Here is a 21167-nt window from a genome sequence, read left to right on the forward strand (position 1 = left end):
GGCCATCTCCTTGCCTGAGCGGGTCAGTTCGCGGCGGAGCCGTTGTCGTCGAGCAGCTTCTTGTACCAGTCGCGCAGTCCGTCGCCGCCCTGCTGCTTCCAGTCCGAGACGGCCTGCTGGACGTCGCTGATCTTCTTGCGGCCGCGCACCACGTCGTCCTCGAGCTGCTCGAAGTCGTCGGCGAGGTTGGACCAGCGGTTGGGCTCGGTGACGGTGAGCCCGAAGAACGAGGACTTCTTGGTGAAGGCGCCCATCCGCTGCTGCCACTCGACCATGCCCCGGGTGACGTCGGGCAGGTCCGGGTAGGCGACGTACGGGGCGGGGTTGCCGGTGTAGTCGAAGGCGCCGTTGACCTCGTTGACGCCCTGCTGGGTCTTGACCGGCAGTCCGCCCTTCACCTCGTAGTCGGTGCCCTCGACGCCGTAGGCGGTGAGCATGAACTCCTTGGTGCCGTACGGCGCCGCGCAGAAGTTGCAGACCGCGAGGAAGTCCTTGATCTGCTGCTCGCCGGCCTTCTTGTTGACGAAGGTGAAGATGTTGGACGGCTGCACCGCCCAGAGCGACGGGTCGCCGCCGTCGGGGCCGAAGATGTCGAAGGCCGCCATCTCGAAGTCGGGGTTCTGCGTGCGCTGTTCGGACATCTTGCCCCACCAGGACGAGATGTTCTGGTTGTAGACCAGCACCTCACCGGCGGTGAACCGGTTGCCCGCGTCGCCGCCCGCCTTGCCGGAGACCGCGTCCGGGTGGACCACCTTCGCCGCGTAGAGCTTGCGCGTCCACTCCAGGGCTTCGAGGTACTCCTCGGTCTCGACGCGGTTGATCATCTTGCCGTCCCGGAGGTTCCACCACAGCGCCTTGTCACTGCCCGGCAGCGCCCCGAAGATGTTGAAGGCCGACCACTTCATGTCGTCGCACGCCCACACCTTCGCCCTGGGGTCGGTGGCCTCCTTGGCCCAGGACAGGAACTCCTCGGGGCTCTTCGGGACGGTGTACCCCTTCTTCGCGAAGAGGTCCTTGCGGTACAGCGGCGCGATGTCGGTGACGTACGAGCCGGGCATCGGGACGGCGCGCAGCTGCCCGCCGAAGATGCCGCGCTGCCAGGCCTCGGTGGGAACGGCGGCGAGGTTGGGGTAGTCCTTGACCTTGTCGCCGGACAGGTAGGGGCCGAGGTCGGCGAACTTGGCGTTGATGGCGCTGGGGATCTTGCCCATCAGGTTCCAGCCGGGGACCACCACGACATCGGGGATCGAGCTGGAGGCGAGCACCGCGCCGAGCTTCTGGTCGTAGGTGACGCCGTCCTGGTTCTGCCAGGTCACCTGGACTCCGATGGCCTCGTTCATGGCCCTGTAGTACGGGTTGTCGCCCTTGGGCGGGGTGCCCCAGAAGGGCGCCATGATCTTGAGCTTGCCGCCGCTGCCGAGCTTCTTCGGCACCGAGGTCTTCAGCTGCGCGGCGGGTACCGCCCGGGTGAAGCCGGCGGCCGAGCCGTTCTTCGCGGGGATGTCCGGGGTGACGACGCCGGACGCCACGAACGCCGGGAGGATCTTCTTGGCGTCCTTGCCGGAGGTCGTGCCTTCCTTGCGTCCTTCCTGCTCCCCGCCACAGGCGGCCAGCAGCGGCATGCCCCCGGCCACCGCTGCGGTGGCGACCGCCGTGGAGGCGAGGAAGCTTCTCCGGCTCCGGCCGGAGAAGGCGGAAGCGGCGTTCGGCGTCATTGCGTCAACCCTTCGTGGCGCACCAGGACACCCGGCGGTGGGCCGTCGGCTGCGGTGTCTTGAGTGGAACTGGCTGAGCTGAAGCGTTCCTTCGACTTCTGAAGGTGGGCATCGTCGAAGCGCTTCGATGTTGCTGCGAGGTTAAGTGAACCCCCGGGGGTGCACAAGGGTTCGTTTCCAAGATTCCTCGGCGGTGCGAGCCCGGCCACCGCACGGGGCACGCGCTCCTCCATCCCTTGAAAGGTCGCCCGGGTATGACAGTTGGTACCCCGCGATGTCTTGACACCCCCGCATGGACCGAATGAGCATCGAAGCGCTTCGAAAGCGCCTTGCCGCTCCGTCCCAAGGGGAACCCCACGTGACCGCACAAACGCCGCCTACGCCGCCATTCCGCGATCCGAGCCTGCCGTACGCGAAGCGCGTCGACGACCTGCTGTCGCGGCTCACCCTGGACGAGAAGATCTCCTTCCTGCACCAGTTCGCGCCCGCCGTGGAGCGGCTCGGCCTCGCCGCGTTCCGCACCGGCCAGGAGGCTCTGCACGGCGTGGCCTGGATGGGCCCGGCGACGGTGTTCCCGCAGGCGGTCGGGCTGGGCGCGACCTGGAACCCGGAGCTGGTGCGCCGGGTCGGCGACGCGGTCTCGCGGGAGATCCGGGCGATGCGCGCCCGCGACGAGCGGGTCGGCCTCAACGTGTGGGCGCCGACGGTGAACCTGCTGCGCCATCCGCTGTGGGGCCGCAACGAGGAGGGCTACTCCGAGGACCCCCGGCTGACCTCCGCGATCGCCACCGCCTACACCCGGGGCCTGCGCGGCGAGCACCCGGTGTACTGGCGCACCGCCCCCGTCCTCAAGCACTGGCTCGCGCACAACAACGAGACGGACCGGGACACCTCCTCGTCCTCGGTCCGCCCGCGGGTGCTGCACGAGTACGACCTGCGGGCCTTCCGCGACACCGTGGAGGCGGGCGCGGTCGCCGGGGTGATGCCGGCGTACAACCTGGTCAACGGCCGCCCGAACCACGTCTCCCCGTACCTGCGGGAGCAGTTGCGCGCCTGGACGCAGGAGGACCTGCTGGTCTGCTCGGACGCGGGCGCGCCGTCCAACCTGGTCGACTCCGAGCGCTACTTCGACACCCACGAGGAGGCGACGGCCGCGGCGCTGCTGGCGGGTGTCGACAGCTTCACCGACCACGGCACGGACGGCTCGAAGATCACCGCCCGGGTCCGCGGCGCCCTGGAGCGGGGCCTGCTGACCGAGGCGGACATCGACACCGCGGTCCGCCGCCAGCTGTCGGTCCGCTTCCGGCTCGGCGAGTTCGACGGGTACGAGGAGGCGGGCGCCTTCGACACCCCGGAGCACCAGGCGCTCGCCCGGGAGGCGGCCGAGCAGGCGGTCGTCCTGCTGAAGAACGACGGTCTGCTGCCGCTGGCGCCCGGGACCCGGATCGCCGTCGTCGGCCTGCTCGCCGACGAGTGCAAGCTCGACTGGTACAGCGGCACGCTCATCCACCGCTCGACCCCGCTGGAGGGCCTGTACGAGCGGTTCGGCGCCGAACGGGTGTCCTTCGCGGAGGGCGTGGACCGGGTCCGGCTGAGGACGCCGGAGGGGACGTATGTACGCGTGCCCGAGACCGGGGACGCGGCCGACCGGGCGCGCGGCGCCGAGGGCGCGCTCGACCCGGCACTGCTCGCGGGCCGCACCGACCTGCCGCCGCTCACCACCGACGCCACCGGCACCGAACTCGCCCTGATCGACTGGGGCGAGGACGTGCTGACCTTCCGCGCGCCCGACGGCCGCTATCTCTCCGTCGCCGAGGACGGCTATGTCCGTGCCTCCGCGGACCAGCCCGGCGGCTGGGTGGTCCAGGAGACCTTCCGCCTCGAACCCCATGGGAACGGCCACCTCCTCCGGCACCTCGGTACGGGACGCCCCGTCTGTGTCGCCGCGGACGGCGTGAAGGTTGCCGCGCCGGAGGAGAACAGCCCGACGGTCTTCGAACTGGTCGTCGCGGAGCGCGGCGAGGACGCGGTGACCCGGGTCGCGGCCGGGGCGGACGTGGTCGTGGTGGTCGCGGGCAACGACCCGCATCTCAACGGCCGGGAGACGGAGGACCGTACGACGCTGAGGCTCCCCGGGCACCAGCGGCGCCTGCTGAGCGCGGCCCGCGCCGCCAATCCGCGCACGGTGCTGGCGCTGGTGTCCGCCTACCCCTACGCGGTCGGCCACGCCACGCTCCCGGCGGTGCTGTGGACCGCCCACGGCGGCCAGGCGGCGGGCACCGCCCTGGCCCGGGTACTGGCCGGGGACGTCTCCCCCGCCGGCCGGCTCCCGCAGACCTGGTACGCGGACGACGGCGACCTGCCGGACCTGCTCGACTACGACGTGATCGGCGGCCGCCAGACGTACCAGTACTTCGAGGGCACGCCGCTGTTCCCGTTCGGCCACGGCCTGTCGTACGCGGAGTTCGCGTACGCCGATGTGACGGCCCGGGTCGAGGAGGAGTCGGTGCGCGTCGCGTTCACGGTCACCAACACGGGTGTGATGACGGCGGACGAGGTCGCGCAGCTCTACGTCCGGCCGGCGGACCCCTCGGTGATCCGGCCGCGCCGCGCGCTGCTGGACCACGCGCGGATCACGCTGGCTCCGGGCGAGACCCGGGAGCTGGCCTTCGACGTCCCGCTCCGCGCGTTCGCGTTCTGGGACGTGGCCCGGGACGGCTGGCGGGTGGCGCCCGGCCCGTACGACCTGCTGGTCGGCGCCTCCAGCGAGGACATCCGGCTGCGGACGGCGGTGACCCTGGCCGGCGAGCCCGCCGCACCGCGCCCGGTCGTGGCCCGCGGCCTGGACCCGGCCGGTTTCGACGAGCAGCGCGGCACGGAGATCGTCGACCGTACCAAGGTGTCGGGCGACGCGGTGACACCGGCGGCGGACATCGCCGAACTCCTCTACCGCGCCTGCGACTTCGGCACCGGCGTCACCGAGGTGACCGTCGAGGTGGCGGGCGAGGGCGGCACGGTCGAACTGTCACTGGACGGGGGCCCGGCGCTCGCGACGCTGACGCTCACCGCCCCGACGTCCGGCCCCTACGACTACACCCGGCTGACCGCCGGGTGCGCCGCCGCGGGCGTGCACGACGTCCGCATCGGACTGCGCGGCCCGCTGCGGCTCGCGCAGGTCGGCTTCTCCGGTTGAGGGTCCGGACCAGGCCGGCACAGGGAAAACAGCGACGGCCGCAGCCCCCGCACAGTGGGCTGCGGCCGTCGCCTTCTGACCTGTCCGTGGCAGGTCAGAGCGCGAGACCGGTGAGGACCAGCACGCGCTCGTAGGTGTAGTCGTCCATGGCGTACCTCACGCCCTCGCGACCCACGCCGGACTGCTTGGCGCCGCCGTACGGCATCTGGTCGGCACGGTAGGAGGGCACGTCGCCGATGACGACACCGCCGACCTCCAGCGCGCGGTGGGCGCGGAAGGCGGTCTGGACGTCGTGGGTGAAGACGCCCGCCTGGAGGCCGAACTTGGAGTTGTTGACCGCGGCGAAGGCCTCGGCCTCGCCGTCGACCTTCTGCACGGTGAGGACCGGTCCGAAGACCTCCTCGCAGGCGATGGTCACCTCGGCCGGGACGTCGGTGAGGACGGTCGGCGCGTAGGAGGCGCCGTCGCGCTTGCCGCCGGCGAGCAGCTTGGCGCCGGCCGCCACGGCCTCGTCCACCCAGGACTCGACGCGCTTGGCGGCGTCCTCGCTGACCAGCGGGCCGACGTCGGTGGCGTCGTCGCTCGGGTCACCGGTGACCTGGGCCTCGACGGCGGCGACGACACGGGGCAGCAGCCGGTCGTACACGGCGGCGTCGGCGATCACACGCTGCACGGAGATGCAGGACTGGCCGCCCTGGTAGTTGGAGAAGGTCGCGATACGGGTCGCGGCCCAGTCCAGGTCCTCGTCGCTCGCCCAGTCGGCCAGCACGACGGCCGCGCCGTTGCCGCCCAGCTCCAGGGTGCAGTGCTTGCGCGGCACCGAGTCCATGATCGCGTAGCCGACCTTGTCGGAGCCGGTGAAGGAGATCACCGGCAGCCGCTCGTCCTGGACGAGGGCGGGCATCCGGTCGTTCGGGACCGTCAGGATGCTCCAGGAGCCGGCCGGCAGCTCGGTCTCGGCCAGCAGCTCACCCAGGACGAGCCCGGAGAGCGGGGTGGCCGGGGCGGGCTTGAGGATGATCGGCGCGCCGGCGGCGATCGCCGGGGCGACCTTGTGGGCGCACAGGTTCAGCGGGAAGTTGAACGGCGCGATACCGAGCACGACACCCTTGGGGAAGCGCCGGGTGAGGGCGAGCCGGCCCTGGCCGCCGAGGTCGGTGTCGAGGCGCTGCGCCTCGCCGCCGTTGAACCGCCGGGCCTCCTCGGCCGCGAACCGGAACACGGACACGGCACGGCCGACCTCGCCGCGGGCCCACTTGATCGGCTTGCCGTTCTCGGCGGAGATCAGCTGGGCGATCTCCTCGGTGCGCTCGGCGAGCCGCTTGCTGACGTGGTCGAGTGCGGCGGCACGGACATGGGCGGGCGTGGCGGCGAACTCGTCCCGCACGGCGTACGCGGCGGCCACGGCCTCCTCGACCTGCGCGTCGGTGGGCACGCTGACCTGCCCGACCAGCCGACCGTCCCACGGCGACTCGACATCGAAAGTGGTCTCGCCGGTGGCCTGACGGCCGGCGAGCCAGAAGGCGTGGGTGGAGGTCATGGTCGTGGCCCGTGCCCTTCCGCGTTGGGGGTGTGCTTGCCTGTCGAGGTCCACGGTAGGGGCGGCGGGGCGGTGGAGGGCTTGTCCGAAACGTAGTGGTGGGGCACGGGCGTACGACGGTTTGGATCGGTGGAGCCGGGCGGTCCGGTCCGGAACCGGTCCCCCCGCCCTGGACGACGGCCGGGGCGGGCTGCTGTCCCGCGCAGCCGCTACTGCTCTCCCGCCGTGGCCTTCAGCGCCAGCCACAGCTCCATCCGCACATCCGGATCGTCCAGCGACCGCCCCAGGATCTCCTCCACGCGCCGCATCCGGTAGCGGAGCGTGTGGCGGTGGACCCCGAGGTCGGCCGCCGCCGCGTCCCACTGGCCGTGGCGGGACAGCCAGGCGCGCAGGGAGGCGACCAGATCGCCGCGGCCCGTCGCGTCATGCTCGTGCAGGGCCCGCAGCAGGCCGTCGGCGAAGGCCCGCACCGCGTCGTCCGCGAGCAGCGGGAGGACCGAGCCCGACGCCAGCTGCTCGTGCTCGACCAGGACGCGGCCCCGGCGGCGGGCCACCGACAGGGCCTGTTCGGCCTGCTTGTACGCGGCGGCGGCGGCGATCGGGCCCGCGGGCGCCGACAGGCCGACCACCAGGTCGTCGTCCTCCCCCGCCGGCTGCTCCCGGGCCGCGCCACCCTTGCTCCGGGCCGCCTCCAGCGCCGCCGCGTGGTCGCCGCAGGCCCGCACCGCCGCACCGCCGTCCGCCGCCAGCACCACCAGGCGCTCGCCCTCGGGGACGGCCAGCACCGCCTCACCCGCGCGGGCCCCGGCCGCCTCGACGGCCTCCGTCAGTCCGGCGACGCCCGCCTCGCCCTCGGCCACGATCATCCGGAAGGGGGCGTCCAGCAGCCCGCCGTACAGGTCTCCCGCCACCGCGCGGGCGTGGTCCGGCTCGCCGGCCAGCAGCATCCCCAGCACCGCGGTGCCGATCCGCTGTTCGGCCGCGGCGAGCGAGCGGGAGCGTTCCGTCGTCAGGGTCAGCAGGGCGATCGCCGAGTGGACCGCGTAGCGCTCGGCCGTGCCGAGGGCCGCCGCGGTGCCGACGGCGAGCGCCGCGCGGGGGCGGCGGCCGGTGCCGATGGAGTGGAGTTCGACGCGGTCCTCGTGGTCGGGGCCGCCCACGACGGAGCTGGCCGGGGCCGGGCGGTCCCGGAGGCGTTCGACGTCGGCGGTGAGCCGGGCGGCGCGGCGGACCGCCCAGTCGGGGGCCGCGGCGACGACGGCGCCGGACGCGTCGTAGAGCGCGGCCCACCCGTCGACCTGGTTGGCGAGCGCGCCGAGCAGGCCCTCCGGGCCGTCGTTCAGGGCCTGCTTGGTCAGTTCGCGCTGGGCGGCGAAGCCCGCCGTGACCGCGCGGTACTGGTCCGCCGCGATGGCGGCCGAGACCTCTTTGGTGATCGCCAGGAACGGGGTGCGGCGCGGCACCTCCAGAAGCGGCAGGCCCTCCTCCTCCGCCGCGTCGACCAGCGCCTCGGGGATCGCGTCGTAGTTGACCCCGACCGCGAAGCCCAGGCCGACCACGCCCGCGCCGGCCAGGCGGCGGACGTAGCGGCGCATGGCCTCGGGGTCCTCCGCGTCCAGCTTCAGCGCGGTGATCAGCAGCAGCTCCCCGCCCTCCATGTACGGCACGGGGTCGGCCAGCTCGCTGACGTGCGCCCAGCGGACGGGCACGTCCAGGCGGTCCCCGCCGGCTCGGACGGTCAGCTTGAGCGCCGAGTGGTGGACGAGGGAGGCGAGCGTGGGAGGCATGCGGCCTTCAGTCAGGAGGGGGCGGGTGATTTTTTGGCCGCCGCGTATGAACGGCCCATACCGATTCTGCCTCACTGTAGGAGCCCCCGGCGGTCGCTTCACCCGCGCAGGTCCACCAGCAGCGGCGGCGCGTGCTCGCCCTTGACGTCGGTGAGGGAGAGCACCGCGTGGCCCGGCGGCACCCCGTGCGCCAGCTCCGACGCCGACCAGCGTTCGCGCTCGACCTGCCGTACGGTCACCGCGCGGGCGGTCGGCGCCTTGCCGGTGATCACCCGGCGCAGCGCGTGCACGGCCTTCCCGGCGGGGGTCTCGGCGATGATCTGCCGGTCGGTGACGTCGCGCGCCTCGGTCCACTCCTTGCCCCAGACCTCGGCGAAGTCCTGCCCGTCCCACGGGGTGAGGCCGGACAGCGCCACCCGGCACCCGGTGGCGCCGAGGAGGGGACCGCGCAGCGGGCGAGGTGCGTCGTCCAGGGTGCGCAGGGTGAGGACGGCGCCCGCGTTCGCCGAGCGCAGCCGCTGGATGCCGCGCACCCCCTCCGGGGTCACCACGCCCGTCGCGTCGTCCAGGATCAGGCAGGCGAACAGCGAGCGGTCCTCCCGTACCGACACACTGGCCGTGAACTGGGCGAGCACCAGCCGGGCCAGGATCCGGGAGGCGTCCGCGTGGCCGCGCGCGGGCAGGTCGATGCGGACCCGGACCGGATGGTCGAGGGCCTTCAGGGAGAACGGCCGGGACTGGCCGGACGTGTCGAAGAAGCCGGCGAACGCCGGGCGGTCGAGCAGCGCGATCCGGTCCGCCAGGACGCCGCCCACGTCACCCGGGTGGGCCAGCTGCCGCTCGCGCGCGTCCAGCTCCCGCAGCAGCGAGTCCTGCCCGGCCTCGACGAGACCGGCCCGCAGCTCGGCCAGCGGGCCGGGCGCCCCGTCGAGCAGGGCGCGCAGTTCGGGGACGGACGGGAAGCGGCCGTGGACCGCGCGGTAGGGGCCGAGGAGCTGGGCGAGGACGGTGGTGGAGCGGCGGCTGTCGCTGCCGGGGTGCGGGTCGGCCAGGTCGCCGACCAGGGCTTCGGCCAGTATGGCGGCGGCCTCGTCCGGGTCGGTCGTGCCGCCGTACAGGTCCAGGTCGTACAGCGACTCCGGGTCGCCGACGCGGACGACGACGTCGTAGGCGTCGGCCGGGCCGAGTCCGGCGCCCGCCGCGCCGACCACCACGACGGCGGCCCGCCCGGCCAGCGCGTGCAGGCACAGGGACTCGGCGAGCGGGCGGACGAGGGCGCCGGTCTTGCCGGAGCCGGCCGGGCCGACGGCGAGCAGCGAGGTGCCGAGCAGTTCGGGGCCGAGGGCGAGGCCGGTGCCGCGGTAGGCATAGGGGTTGCGGGGGTCGTCGGCGGTGGTGCCGAGCCGTACCTGGCCGGTGAGCAGGTCGTGCCGGGCCTGGCGGCCGGGCAGGTCACGGGCGCCGGAGGGGTGCGGGCAGGCGGCGGAGCCCTCGCGGAGCACCGCGCCGGTGAAGGTGGCCAGGCTGTGCCGGCCGTTGCGCACGCCCTGCCAGGCGCGGGCGATCCGGGCGTGGTCGACGTCTCGCATGAGGCCCTGGCGGGCCTCGGTGGCCAGCCGGTCGGCGGCGTCGACGGCCCCGGCGGCGCGCAGGGCGGGCCACTCGGCGGGGTCCTCCTGGGGCGCGGGCGGGCGCGGGTTGGCGGGGCGGGCGGGGCGGCGCCAGACGGGCGGGCCGTAGCGGCGCCAGACTTCACTCCAGCGGCCCAGCCGGCCGACGCCGACCAGGATGATCAGGCCGACGATCACGTAGTACGCGTAGACGACCACGACGGCGGCGAAGCTGTGCGGCTCGGCCCAGGAGTCGGGGACCATCGCGTACAGGGGCAGCAGCCACCAGCCGCCGAGGTAGCCGTTCCACAGCAGCGACCAGATCAGCCAGCCGACCAGGAAGGCGATCACCGCGCCGCTGACCAGCTGCCGCCCGGGCACCCGCTCGGGTTCCTCGTCGGGCCGCGGCCGGTGGCCGAACCGCCAGACGCCGGGCGCCGCCTCGGGCCGGGGGGTGCGCAGCCAGGTCAGGAAGGCGGAGCCGTCGGGAAGCGGCGGCACGGGGGGCGCCGCGGGGGGGCGGGGCGGGATCGCCGGCATCTCCGGCGGCCTCGCCGGACGCGGCACCGGATCGGCATGCGTGCCCCGTGCGTCCCGGGTCCCGTCGCTGTCCATCGCCCTTGCCCCCTGAGCAGCCGTTCCGTCCGCGCTCGCGGCCGGTCTGTGCACCATCAGCGAGTCAATCTAACGCGCGCGCGGGGGGAGTTCACCGGTGGCGCGGCGGGGCGCACCGACGGTATCCGCCCCTGCCACGCAAGCCCACCCACGTCGCCTATGTCCACGGCGGACAATGGATCTCGCCGACAACGCCCACATGGAGCATGCCCACCCCCTTCCGCCCGTCTTAACCTGCGAGAAAAGAAGACAAGAGTCCGGAAACACCCCCAGGAGCCCTCATGACCGCAGTTCCGCAGGAGCGCCGCGTCGTCACCGCCATCCCCGGCCCGAAGTCGCAGGAGCTTCAGGCCCGCCGTACCGCCGCGGTCGCCGCGGGCGTGGGCTCCGTGCTGCCGGTGTTCACGGCGCGCGCGGGCGGCGGCATCATCGAGGACGTCGACGGCAACCGCCTGATCGACTTCGGCTCCGGTATCGCCGTGACCTCCGTGGGCGCCTCCGCCGAGGCCGTGGTGCGCCGCGCCGCCGCGCAGCTCGCCGACTTCACCCACACCTGTTTCATGGTCACCCCGTACGAGGGCTACGTGGAGGTCGCCGAGGCCCTCGCCGAGCTGACCCCGGGTGACCACGCCAAGAAGACCGCGCTGTTCAACTCCGGCGCCGAGGCCGTCGAGAACGCCGTCAAGATCGCCCGTGCGTACACCAAGCGCCAGGCCGTCGTCGTCTTCGACCACGGCTACCACGGCCGTACGAACCTCACGATGGCGCTGACCGCGAAGAACATGCCGTACAAGCACGGCTTCGGTCCGTTCGCGCCCGAGGTGTACCGCGTGCCGGTCGCCTACGGCTACCGCTGGCCGACCGGCCCGGAGAACGCCGGCCCCGAGGCCGCCAAGCAGGCCATCGACCAGATCACCAAGCAGGTCGGCGCGGAGAACGTGGCCGCGATCATCATCGAGCCGGTGCTCGGCGAGGGCGGCTTCATCGAGCCGGCCAAGGGCTTCCTGCCGGAGATCGTGAAGTTCGCCAACGACAACGGCATCGTCTTCGTCGCGGACGAGATCCAGTCCGGCTTCTGCCGCACCGGCCAGTGGTTCGCCTGCGAGGACGAAGGCATCGTCCCGGACCTGATCACCACCGCCAAGGGCATCGCCGGCGGTCTGCCGCTGGCCGCCGTGACCGGCCGCGCCGAGATCATGGACGCCGCGCACGCGGGCGGCCTGGGCGGCACCTACGGCGGCAACCCGGTCGCCTGCGCCGGTGCGCTCGGCTCCATCGAGACGATGAAGGAGCTGGACCTCAACGCCAAGGCGAAGAACATCGAGGCGATCATGAAGTCGCGCCTCGGTGCCATGGCCGAGAAGTTCGACATCATCGGCGACGTCCGCGGCCGGGGCGCCATGATCGCCATCGAGCTGGTCAAGGACCGCGCCACCAAGGAGCCGAACCCGGAGGCGACCGCCGCGCTCGCCAAGGCCTGCCACCAGGAGGGCCTGCTGGTCCTGACCTGTGGCACCTACGGCAACGTCCTGCGTTTCCTGCCGCCGCTGGTGATCGGCGACGACCTGCTGAACGAGGGCCTCGACATCATCGAGCAGGCCTTCGCGCGCATCTGAGCAGGACCGTCGCGCGTCTGATGGAGCCTGCGGCAGAGCGTGTGAAGAAGGTGTGCGGGGTGGATGACAGGGCACCGTTCCGGCTGTCCTCCGCGCGAGCCCTGTCGTACGTTCTAGGCAGATGAGAGATACACCCCGCCCACAGGGGACTGTGGGCGACATCAGGCCGGGGCCTCCCCAGCTTCGACCTGGTCGTGCCCTCGCGCACACCCCCGGGGCCTCCGGCTCCGGATCTCCTCACCGATCGGACGGTCGCCCGCCCCAGACCCCCCGGGGCGCGCGACGTTCCGGTCCGTTCGGCCGCCCCGGAACCACCCCCCCTGTTCCGGGGCGGCCGACCCTTCTCCTCCTTCTTCTCCCCCTCGTCTGCTTCGCGCTGATCACCTGGCAGGTCGTCGCGGACGGCCCGCTGGTGCGCCTGGACGAGCGGCTGAGCGGCGCGCTCGTCCGTCCGGACCGGTTCTCCGAACTCCTCGCCGACCTCGGGAACGTCCCGGTGGCGGTGCCGGTGCTCGCGCTGGCCGCGGGGTACGCCGCCCGGCGGGCCCGCGCCGCCGGCGCAGACCGCTGGTGGCGGCCGGCCGCCGCCGCGGCCCTGCTGATCGCGCTCGTTCCGGCGGTCGTCGTCCCGCTCAAGGAGCTGACCGACCGCCCGGGCACCCCGGTCGTCCCGCCCGCCACCGGCTACTTCCCCTCCGGCCACACCGCCACCGCCGCCGTCGCCTACGGCTGCGCGGCCCTGCTCCTGCTGCCCTGGCTGCGCCGCGCCGCCGTCCGCGGCGGACTGGTCGCGCTGTGCGCGGCGCTCAACCTCGGTGTCGGCTTCGGTCTGGTCCGGCGGGGCTACCACTGGCCGCTGGACGTGCTGGCCAGCTGGTGCCTGTGCGCGGTGCTGCTCACGCTCTACGTCGTCTGCGTCGCCCGGGTCAGCCGAAGTAGCCGTCGAACGTCCGCTGGAACTCCCAGCCGCCGAACCGGTCCCAGTTGACCGACCAGGTCATCAGGCCGCGCAGTCCCGGCCAGGTGCCGTGGGTGGCGTACGAGCCGCAGTTCGCCTTCTTCGTCAGACAGTCCGGGGTCTTCACCACCTCGGCCGGGGACACGTACCCGTTGCCCGTGTTCGTCGTGGCCGGCATGCCGATGGCGACCTGGTCGGGGCGCAGCGGCGGGAAGACGTTGACCGCGTCGCCCGCGACCGGGAAACCGGTGAGCAGCGTGTCGGTCATGGCGATGTGGAAGTCGGCGCCGCCCATGGAGTGGTACTGGTCACGCCCCCTGGGGCCGCCCCTCCTCCGTCGCCAGACCCGCCGCCGCCTCATGCATCGCCAGTTCGAGCAGGGCCGGATCGGTGAGAGTGCCGGACCCGTCCGGCGGTACCAGCCAGCGCACGCTGCTCGTCGGCCGGCCCGGATACGGCACGACGATCCAGGTGCCGGACCCGGCCGTGCGGATCCCCGTGCCGACCCAGCGGGCCGCGGTGCCCGCCGGCACGAAGAACCCCACCCGGGCGTCGCCGGAGTCGGCGAGCACCGGGCCGGTCCGGTCGAGGATGCGGGTGAGCACGTCGAGCGTCGGACGGCCCAGCCCGCCCGGCAGGATCAGGACGTCCCAGGCCTTGCCGGCGGGCAGCAGCGCGACCCCCAGGGGGTTGCGCTCCCACTCCCAGCGGCAGGCCTCGGGATCCGGTGCGACGGATGCCAGCCAGTCGACCGCCGTCTTCGCCCCAGTCATGAAGAAGACCTCCCTGTGTCGTCTCGTGGACGCGAGTCGCGCCACGAGGGAGAGGGAGGTCCTCCGGGGAGCATTACGCGACTTCACGCGCTTCCCTCAGGTGACCTGGATCACACGTCAGCTGTCGAAGCCCAGGCCCAGCCGGTCCATCGTCCGCAGCCACAGATTGCGCCGCCCGCCATGGGCGTCCGCTCGGGCCAGTGACCACTTGGTGAGCGCGATGCCGGTCCAGGCGAACGGCTCCGGCGGGAACGGCAGCGGCTTCTTGCGCACCATCTCCAGCTCGGTCCGCTCGGTGCGCTCCCCCGCCAGCAGGTCCAGCATCACGTCGGCGCCGAAGCGGGTCGCGCCGACACCGAGGCCGGTGTATCCGGCCGCGTACGCCACCTTGCCCTGGTGGGCGGTGCCGAAGAACGCCGAGAAGCGCGAGCAGGTGTCGATCGCGCCGCCCCAGGCATGGGTGAAGCGGACGCCCTCCAGCTGCGGGAAGCAGGTGAAGAAGTGCCCGGCGAGCTTGGCGTAGGTCTCCGGACGGTCGTCGTACTCGGCGCGGACCCGGCCGCCGTAGGGATAGACGGCGTCGTAGCCGCCCCACAGGATCCGGTTGTCGGCGGACAGCCGGAAGTAGTGGAACTGGTTGGCGCTGTCACCGAGGCCCTGCCGGCCCTGCCAGCCGACCGCCGCGAGCTGGTCGTCCGTCAGTGGCTCGGTCATCAGCGCGTAGTCGTAGACCGGGACCGTGTAGGCGCGGACCCGCCTCACCAGGCTGGGGAAGACGTTGGTGCCGAGCGCGACCTTGCGGGCGCGGACCTGGCCGTAGGGGGTTCGGACGGCCATCCCCGCGCCGTAGGGCTTCAGCGTGAGGGCGGGCGTGTGCTCGTAGACCCGCACGCCGAGGTTCACGCAGGCCCGCTTCAGGCCCCAGACCAGCTTGGCGGGGTTGAGCAGGGCCACGCCCCGCTTGTCCCACAGGCCCGCCTGGAAGGTGGGCGAGTCCACCTGCGCGCGGACCGCCTCGGCGTCCAGGAACTCGACACCCTCGGCCAGGCCCTCGCGCCGCATCTCCTCGTACCAGTCGCGCAGTTCCCACGCCTGGTACGTCTCGGTGGCGACATCGATCTCACCCGTGCGTTCGAAGTCGCAGTCGATGCCGTGCCGGGCGACCGCCTTCTCGATCTCGTCGAGATTGCGGGCGCCCAGCTTCTCCAGTGTGTGGATCTCGTCCGGCCAGCGGGTGAGCCCGTTGGGCAGACCGTGGGTGAGGGATGCGGCGCAGAAGCCGCCGTTGCGGCCGGAGGCGGCCCAGCCCACCTCGCGGCCCTCCAGCAGCACCACGTCCCGCTGCGGGTCGCGCTCCTTGGCGATCAGCGCGGTCCACAGCCCGCTGTAACCGCCGCCGACGACCAGCAGGTCGCAGGTCTCGGCACCGGTGAGCGCGGGCTCGGGGCGGGGCCTGCCGGGGTCGTCCAGCCAGTACGGGACCGGCTGGGCTTCGGAAAGTGCCTTTGTCCAACGGCTCATGGCGCTTGGGGCCATGATTTCAACTCCCTACGACTGCCTTTACGCCTTGTGCTTGGTGCGGCGATTGCTGATGACCATGGAGGTCAGGACGAACAGCACGGCGAGGACGAACATGGCCGTACCGATGACATTGATCTGCACGGGCGTGCCGCGCTGGGCCGAACCCCAGACGAACATGGGGAAGGTGACGGTGGAGCCCGCGTTGAAATTGGTGATGATGAAATCGTCGAAGGAGAGCGCGAAGGCGAGCAGCGCGCCCGCGGCGATTCCCGGTGCCGCGATCGGCAGGGTGACCCGCAGGAACGTCTGGAACGGGCCGGCGTAGAGGTCCTGCGCGGCCTGTTCCAGCCTCGGGTCCATCGACATGACGCGCGCCTTGACGGCCGTCACGACGAAGCTGAGGCAGAACATGATGTGGGCGATGAGGATCGTCCAGAAGCCCAGCTGGACGCCCATGTTGAGGAAGAGCGTGAGCAGCGAGGCCGCCATCACCACCTCGGGCATCGCCATGGGCAGGAAGATCAGCGAGTTGACGGCACCCCGCGCGCGGAAGCGGTACCGCACCAGCGCGAACGCGATCGCCGTGCCGAGCGCGGTGGCGCCCAGCGTCGCCCAGAACGCGATCTGGAGGCTGAGCGAGAGCGAGCCGCACAGGTCGGCGACCCCGCACGGGTCCGTCCAGGCGTCCGTGGAGAACTTCTGCCACTCGTAGTTGAAGCGCCCCTTCGGATCGTTGAAGGAGAACACCGTCACCACGACGTTCGGCAGCAGCAGATAGGCGAGCGTGAACAGTCCCGCGATGACGACGAGACGGCGCTTGAGCCAGTTGACGAAGGCCATTTAAACCAGATCCTCCGTCCCGGACCTGCGGATGTAGAGCGTGACCATGATGAGGATCGCGAACATCAGGATGAAGGAGAGGGCGGCGGCCGTCGGATAGTCCAGGATGCGCAGGAACTGCGACTGGATGACGTTGCCGATCATGCGGGTGTCGGTGGAGCCGAGCAGGTCCGCGTTGACGTAGTCACCGGCGGCCGGGATGAAGGTCAGCAGCGTGCCGGAGACGACACCCGGCATCGACAGCGGGAAGGTGACCTTGCGGAAGGTGGTGAAGGGCCTGGCGTACAGATCGCCCGCCGCCTCGTGCAGCCGGCCGTCGATCCGCTCCAGCGAGGTGTACAGCGGCAGGATCATGAACGGCAGGAAGTTGTACGTCAGACCGCAGACCACCGCGAGCGGGGTGGCCAGCACCCGGTCGCCCGAGGTCATGCCGAGCCAGCTGGTGACGTCCAGGACGTGCAGCGCGTTGAGCGCGCCGACGACCGGGCCGCCGTCCGCGAGGATCGTCTTCCAGGCGAGGGTGCGGATCAGGAAGCTGGTGAAGAACGGGGCGATCACCAGGATCATGATCAGGTGCTTCCAGCGGCCCGCGCGGAAGGCGATCAGATACGCCAGCGGGTAGCCGAGCAGCAGACACAGGACCGTCGCGGCGCCGGCGTACAGCACCGAGCGCAGGAACTGCGGCCAGTACTCGGAGAGAGCGTCCCAGTAGGTCGCGAAGTGCCAGGTGACCTGGTAGCCCTCTTCCAGGGAGCCCGTCTGCACGGACGTCGAGGCCTGGTAGACCATCGGCAGCGCGAAGAAGACGATCAGCCACAGGATGCCGGGGAGCAGCAGCAGATACGGCATCCAGCGGCCACGCCTGCGCGGCGGCTTCTGCTCCGGGGCGGGTGGCGCGAGAGGCGGTGGCGCCTCGGTGACGGCGGCCATCAGGAGCCCTCCTCGACCTTCTCCACGCCCGCCTGGATGTCCTGGGCGGCGTCCAGGCCGAAGGTGTGGGCCGGGCTCCAGTGCAGGACGACCTCGGCGCCGGGCGCCAGCCGGGCGTCGCGGTCGACGTTCTGGACGTAGACCTGGAGCGCGGCGCCCGCGGGGCTGTCCACGACGTACTGGGTGGAGACGCCGATGAAGCTGGCGTCGGCGATCCGTCCCGTGACCCGGTTGCGGCCGTCCGGGATCGCCCCCGCGTCGTCGGCGTGCGTGAGGGAGATCTTCTCGGGCCGTACGCCGACCAGCACCTTGCCGCCGGTCGCCGTGGGGGCACTGCACCGCTGGGACGGCAGGGTCAGCTTGCCGCCGCCCGCCCTGAGCACGATCTCGTCGCCGCTCGTGGCGTCGACCTCGGCCTCGATCAGGTTGGAGGTGCCGAGGAAGTTGGCGACGAAGGTGGTCTTCGGGTTCTCGTACAGGTCGGCGGGGGCGCCCAGCTGTTCGACGCGGCCCGCGTTCATCACGGCGACCGTGTCGGCCATCGTCATGGCCTCCTCCTGGTCGTGCGTGACATGGACGAACGTGATGCCGACCTCGGTCTGGATGCGCTTGAGCTCCAGCTGCATCTGGCGGCGCAGCTTCAGGTCGAGCGCGCCGAGCGGCTCGTCGAGCAGCAGCACCTTGGGGTGGTTGATCAGCGCGCGGGCGACCGCGACGCGCTGCTGCTGGCCGCCGGAGAGCTGGTGCGGCTTCTTGCGCGCGTGCTCGCCGAGCTGGACCAGCTCCAGCATCTCGTCGACCTGCTTCCTCACGCTCTTGATGCCGCGCCGGCGCAGACCGAAGGCGACGTTCTCGAAGATGTCCAGGTGCGGGAAGAGCGCGTAGGACTGGAAGACGGTGTTCACCGGCCGCTTGTAGGGCGGCAGGTGGGTCACGTCCTGGTCGCCGAGGTGGACGGTGCCGGCGGTCGGCTCCTCCAGGCCCGCGATCATCCGCAGGGTGGTGGTCTTGCCGCAGCCGGAGGCGCCGAGCAGGGCGAAGAAGGAGCCCTGCGGCACGGTCAGGTCGAGCGGGTGCACGGCGGGGAAGGCGCCGTAGGACTTGCTGATCCCGGAGAGGCGGACGTCGCCGCTGGTGTCTGTCGTCGTCATGGTCGTCACGCCCCTGTGAGCTTCGCGAACTTCTCTTCGTAGGCCGTCTCTTCCTTCGCGCTCAGCGAGCGGAAGGCGCGAGACTTGGCGGCCATGGCCTTGTCGGGCAGGATCAGCGGGTTGTTCGCCGCGTCCTCGTCGATCTTCGCCAGCTCGTCCTTCACCCCGTCGACGGGACACACGTAGTTGATGTACGCGGCGAGCTGGGCGGCCGGGCGAGGCTCGTAGTAGTAGTCGATCAGCCGCTCGGCGTTGGTCTTGTGCCGGGCCTTGTTGGGCACCAGCAGGTTGTCCGTCGACGTCATGTAACCGCTGTCGGGGATGACGAAGCCGACGTCGGGGCTGTCCGCCTTGAGCTGCACCACGTCACCGGCCCACGCGACACAGGCCGCGAGGTCGCCCTTGGTGAGGTCCGAGGTGTAGTCGTTGCCGGTGAAGCGGCGGATCTGGCCCTTGTCGACGGCCTTCTGGAGGCGGGCGATCGCCGCGTCGTAGTCGTCGTCGGTGAACTTCCCCGGGTCTTTGCCCATGTCGAGCAGGGTCATGCCGACGCTGTCGCGCATCTCGGACAGGAAGCCGACCCGCCCCTTGAGCCTGGGGTTGTCGAGCATGTCCGAGACGGACGTCACCTCCACGCCGTCGAGCGCCTTCTTGTTGTAGGCGATGACCGTGGAGATACCGGTCCACGGGTAGGAGTACGCCCGTCCCGGGTCCCAGTCCGGGCTGCGGAACTGCTGGGACAGGCGGGCGTAGGCGGTGGGCAGGTTGGACGGGTCCAGTTTCTGGACCCAGCCGAAGCGGATCAGGCGCGCGGCGAGCCAGTCGGTCACGCAGATCAGGTCGCGGCCGGTGGGCTGGCCGGCCGCGAGCTGCGGCTTGATCTTGCCGAAGAACTCGACGTTGTCGTTGATGTCCTCGGTGTACTTGACCGAGATGCCGGTCCGCCGCTTGAACTCGTCGAGCGTGGGATGGCGCTCCTCGCTGTCGTCGACGTCCATGTACTCGGTCCAGTTGGAGAAGCTGACGGTCTTCTCCTTGGCCGAGTGGTCCTCGGACGAGACCCCGGAGGTCTTCGCCGCCGGCGGGATGCCGCAGGCGCTGAGCGCCCCCAGACCGCCGGCCGCGAGCGCGCCGCCGGCGGAGGCGCGCAGCAGGGAACGGCGGCTGAGAGCGGCCCTGCCGTTCCGGAAGCTGCGCCGCATGGCGGCCACTTGGGCCGGGGACAGGCGGTCGGGCTCGTACTGCTCCATGCGCGTTGGTGCCCTTTCGGGAGGTCGGTCGGCCGCGGGTCGGGCGGCCTGTGTGCTATCGGTCCCCGAAGATCGTGCGGTGCCAGTCCTTCCGGGCCACCGCCGTGTTGTCGAACATGACGTGCTTGACCTGCGTGTACTCCTCGAAGGAGTAGGCGGACATGTCCTTGCCGAAGCCGGACGCCTTGTAGCCGCCGTGCGGCATCTCGCTGATGATCGGGATGTGGTCGTTGACCCACACACAGCCCGCCTTGATCTCGCGGGTGGCCCGGTTCGCCCGGTACACGTCCCGGCTCCACGCGGAGGCGGCGAGGCCGTACGGCGTGTCGTTGGCCAGCGCGATGCCCTCGCCGTCGCTGTCGAAGGGCAGCACGACCAGCACCGGACCGAAGATCTCGGACTGGACGATCTCGCTGTCCTGGGGCGCGTCGGCGACGAGCGTGGGCCGGTAGTAGGCCCCCTTCTCCAGCTCGCCCTGGGGTGCCGCGCCGCCGGTGACCACGCGCGCGTAGGCCCGCGCCCGGTCGACGAACCCGGCGACGCGGTCCCGCTGGGCGTGCGAGATCAGCGGTCCGAGGTCCGTCCCCTCGGCGAACGGGTCGCCGAGCCGCACGGTCTCCATGAGCGCGGCGGTGCGGGTGACGAACTCTTCGTACAGCGGACGCTGCACGTACGCGCGCGTGGCGGCCGTGCAGTCCTGCCCGGTGTTGATGAGCGCGCCCGCGACCGCGCCGTGGACGGCGGCCTCCAGGTCGGCGTCGTCGAAGACCACGAACGGCGCCTTGCCGCCCAGCTCCAGGTGGAGCCGCTTGACGGTGGCGGTGGCGATCTCGGCGACCCGCTTGCCGACCGGGGTGGAGCCGGTGAACGAGGTCATGGCGACATCGGGGTGGCCGACGAGATGCTCGCCCGCCTCCTTGCCGGTACCGGTGACGATGTTGACGACGCCGTCCGGGATCCCGGCCTCCGTGACCGCCTCCGCGAAGAGCAGGGAGGTCAGCGGAGTGATCTCGGCTGGCTTCAGGACGATCGTGTTGCCCGCGGCGATCGCCGGGAGGATCTTCCAGGCGGCCATCTGGAGGGGGTAGTTCCAGGGCGCGATGGAACCGACGACACCGATGGGTTCCCGGCGCACGTACGACGTGTGGTCCCCGGAGTACTCCCCGGCCGACTGCCCCTGCAGATGCCGGGCGGCGCCCGCGAAGAAGGCGGTGTTGTCGATCGTGCCCGGGACGTCGAACTCACGGGTGAGCTTGAGCGGCTTGCCGCACTGGAGCGACTCGGCGCGGGCGAATTCCTCGGCACGGTCGGCGAGGACGGCGGCGAGCCGGTGCAGCGCGTCCGACCGCTCGCCGGGGGTGGCCCCGGCCCAGGCCGGGAACGCGGCGCGGGCCGCGGCCACGGCGGCGTCGACGTCGTCCGTGCTCGCCAGCTGGTAGACGTGGACCTCCTCGCCGGTGGCGGGGTCGACGACGGCGTGCGTACGGCCGGACGTGCCCTTGGTCAGTCTGCCGCCGATGTACTGCGCGCCGGCCGCGAAGCGGTCCTGTGCCGGGAATCGTTCCGGGGTGGTGGTGCCCGGGTTGTGCATGTCGCTCTCCTCCGCCGAAACCCCGCCCGGCATGGTGTCCAGGGGGGTGGGTGGCGTAGCTCCAGCTCGATTTGAGT

Annotated in this window: 14 protein-coding genes and 1 pseudogene; 3 read left to right on the top strand and 12 right to left on the bottom strand. The window is 71.9% G+C overall.

Annotated features, from left to right (window positions below; all coding sequences use genetic code 11):
* Window positions 1–23: 23 nt before the first annotated feature.
* Window positions 24–1715: an extracellular solute-binding protein gene (locus VE614_RS29220; protein ID WP_324943756.1), complete on the bottom strand. Its 1692-nt coding sequence runs from the start codon at window positions 1713–1715 to the stop codon at window positions 24–26.
* A gap of 358 nt (window positions 1716–2073) precedes the next feature.
* Between VE614_RS29220 and VE614_RS29225 the strand changes: the two genes are divergently transcribed.
* The gene (locus tag VE614_RS29225; protein ID WP_324943759.1) at window positions 2074–4908 is read left to right on the top strand and encodes a glycoside hydrolase family 3 C-terminal domain-containing protein; all 2835 of its coding nucleotides are present in this window, start codon (window positions 2074–2076) and stop codon (window positions 4906–4908) included.
* A 94-nt stretch (window positions 4909–5002) separates the two neighbouring features.
* Here VE614_RS29225 and VE614_RS29230 read toward each other — a convergent pair whose 3' ends face one another.
* The 3 genes from VE614_RS29230 to VE614_RS29240 form a co-directional block, all read right to left on the bottom strand.
* Window positions 5003–6448, bottom strand: coding sequence for an aldehyde dehydrogenase family protein (locus VE614_RS29230; protein WP_324943762.1), 1446 nt, complete (start codon window positions 6446–6448; stop codon window positions 5003–5005).
* A 209-nt stretch (window positions 6449–6657) separates the two neighbouring features.
* Window positions 6658–8235, bottom strand: coding sequence for a PucR family transcriptional regulator (locus VE614_RS29235; RefSeq protein ID WP_324943766.1), 1578 nt, complete (start codon window positions 8233–8235; stop codon window positions 6658–6660).
* A 98-nt stretch (window positions 8236–8333) separates the two neighbouring features.
* Window positions 8334–10460, bottom strand: a complete 2127-nt coding sequence (locus VE614_RS29240) for an ATP-binding protein (RefSeq protein ID WP_324943769.1) — start codon at window positions 10458–10460, stop codon at window positions 8334–8336.
* A gap of 281 nt (window positions 10461–10741) precedes the next feature.
* Between VE614_RS29240 and gabT the strand changes: the two genes are divergently transcribed.
* Both gabT and VE614_RS29250 read left to right on the top strand, forming a co-directional pair.
* Entirely contained in the window at window positions 10742–12076 is a 1335-nt protein-coding gene (gene gabT / locus VE614_RS29245; protein ID WP_324943773.1) for a 4-aminobutyrate--2-oxoglutarate transaminase, read from the top strand.
* Between the two features lie 121 nt (window positions 12077–12197).
* Complete coding sequence (locus tag VE614_RS29250) at window positions 12198–13064, top strand: phosphatase PAP2 family protein (RefSeq protein WP_324943776.1); 867 nt, start codon at window positions 12198–12200, stop codon at window positions 13062–13064.
* Here the strand turns inward: VE614_RS29250 and VE614_RS29255 are convergent.
* The 8 genes and pseudogenes from VE614_RS29255 to VE614_RS29290 form a co-directional block, all read right to left on the bottom strand.
* Window positions 13003–13344 (bottom strand): annotated as a pseudogene (locus VE614_RS29255) (chitinase); the annotation flags it as partial. The gene VE614_RS29250 and the pseudogene VE614_RS29255 sit on opposite strands and share 62 nt — an antisense overlap.
* Window positions 13343–13807, bottom strand: a complete 465-nt coding sequence (locus tag VE614_RS29260) for a hypothetical protein (RefSeq protein WP_324943779.1) — start codon at window positions 13805–13807, stop codon at window positions 13343–13345. The gene VE614_RS29260 and the pseudogene VE614_RS29255, both read right to left, overlap by 2 nt.
* A gap of 117 nt (window positions 13808–13924) precedes the next feature.
* Entirely contained in the window at window positions 13925–15343 is a 1419-nt protein-coding gene (locus VE614_RS29265; protein WP_324943782.1) for an FAD-dependent oxidoreductase, read from the bottom strand.
* Between the two features lie 24 nt (window positions 15344–15367).
* A complete protein-coding gene (locus VE614_RS29270) occupies window positions 15368–16168 on the bottom strand; it encodes an ABC transporter permease (protein ID WP_324943784.1) in 801 nt (266 codons plus the stop codon).
* Entirely contained in the window at window positions 16169–17098 is a 930-nt protein-coding gene (locus VE614_RS29275; RefSeq protein ID WP_324943787.1) for an ABC transporter permease, read from the bottom strand.
* Window positions 17098–18258 (bottom strand): ABC transporter ATP-binding protein, encoded by a 1161-nt coding sequence (locus VE614_RS29280; RefSeq protein ID WP_324943790.1) that lies wholly within the window; start codon window positions 18256–18258, stop codon window positions 17098–17100. Before VE614_RS29280 ends, VE614_RS29275 begins: the two co-directional genes overlap by 1 nt.
* Entirely contained in the window at window positions 18255–19499 is a 1245-nt protein-coding gene (locus tag VE614_RS29285) for a spermidine/putrescine ABC transporter substrate-binding protein (RefSeq protein WP_324943793.1), read from the bottom strand. The genes VE614_RS29280 and VE614_RS29285 overlap by 4 nt, the downstream gene beginning before the upstream one ends.
* A 55-nt stretch (window positions 19500–19554) precedes the next feature.
* Window positions 19555–21090 (bottom strand): gamma-aminobutyraldehyde dehydrogenase, encoded by a 1536-nt coding sequence (locus VE614_RS29290; RefSeq protein ID WP_324943796.1) that lies wholly within the window; start codon window positions 21088–21090, stop codon window positions 19555–19557.
* Window positions 21091–21167: the final 77 nt, after the last annotated feature.

The organism is Streptomyces sp. (genome assembly GCF_035645055.1).
GTDB lineage: Bacteria > Actinomycetota > Actinomycetes > Streptomycetales > Streptomycetaceae > Streptomyces.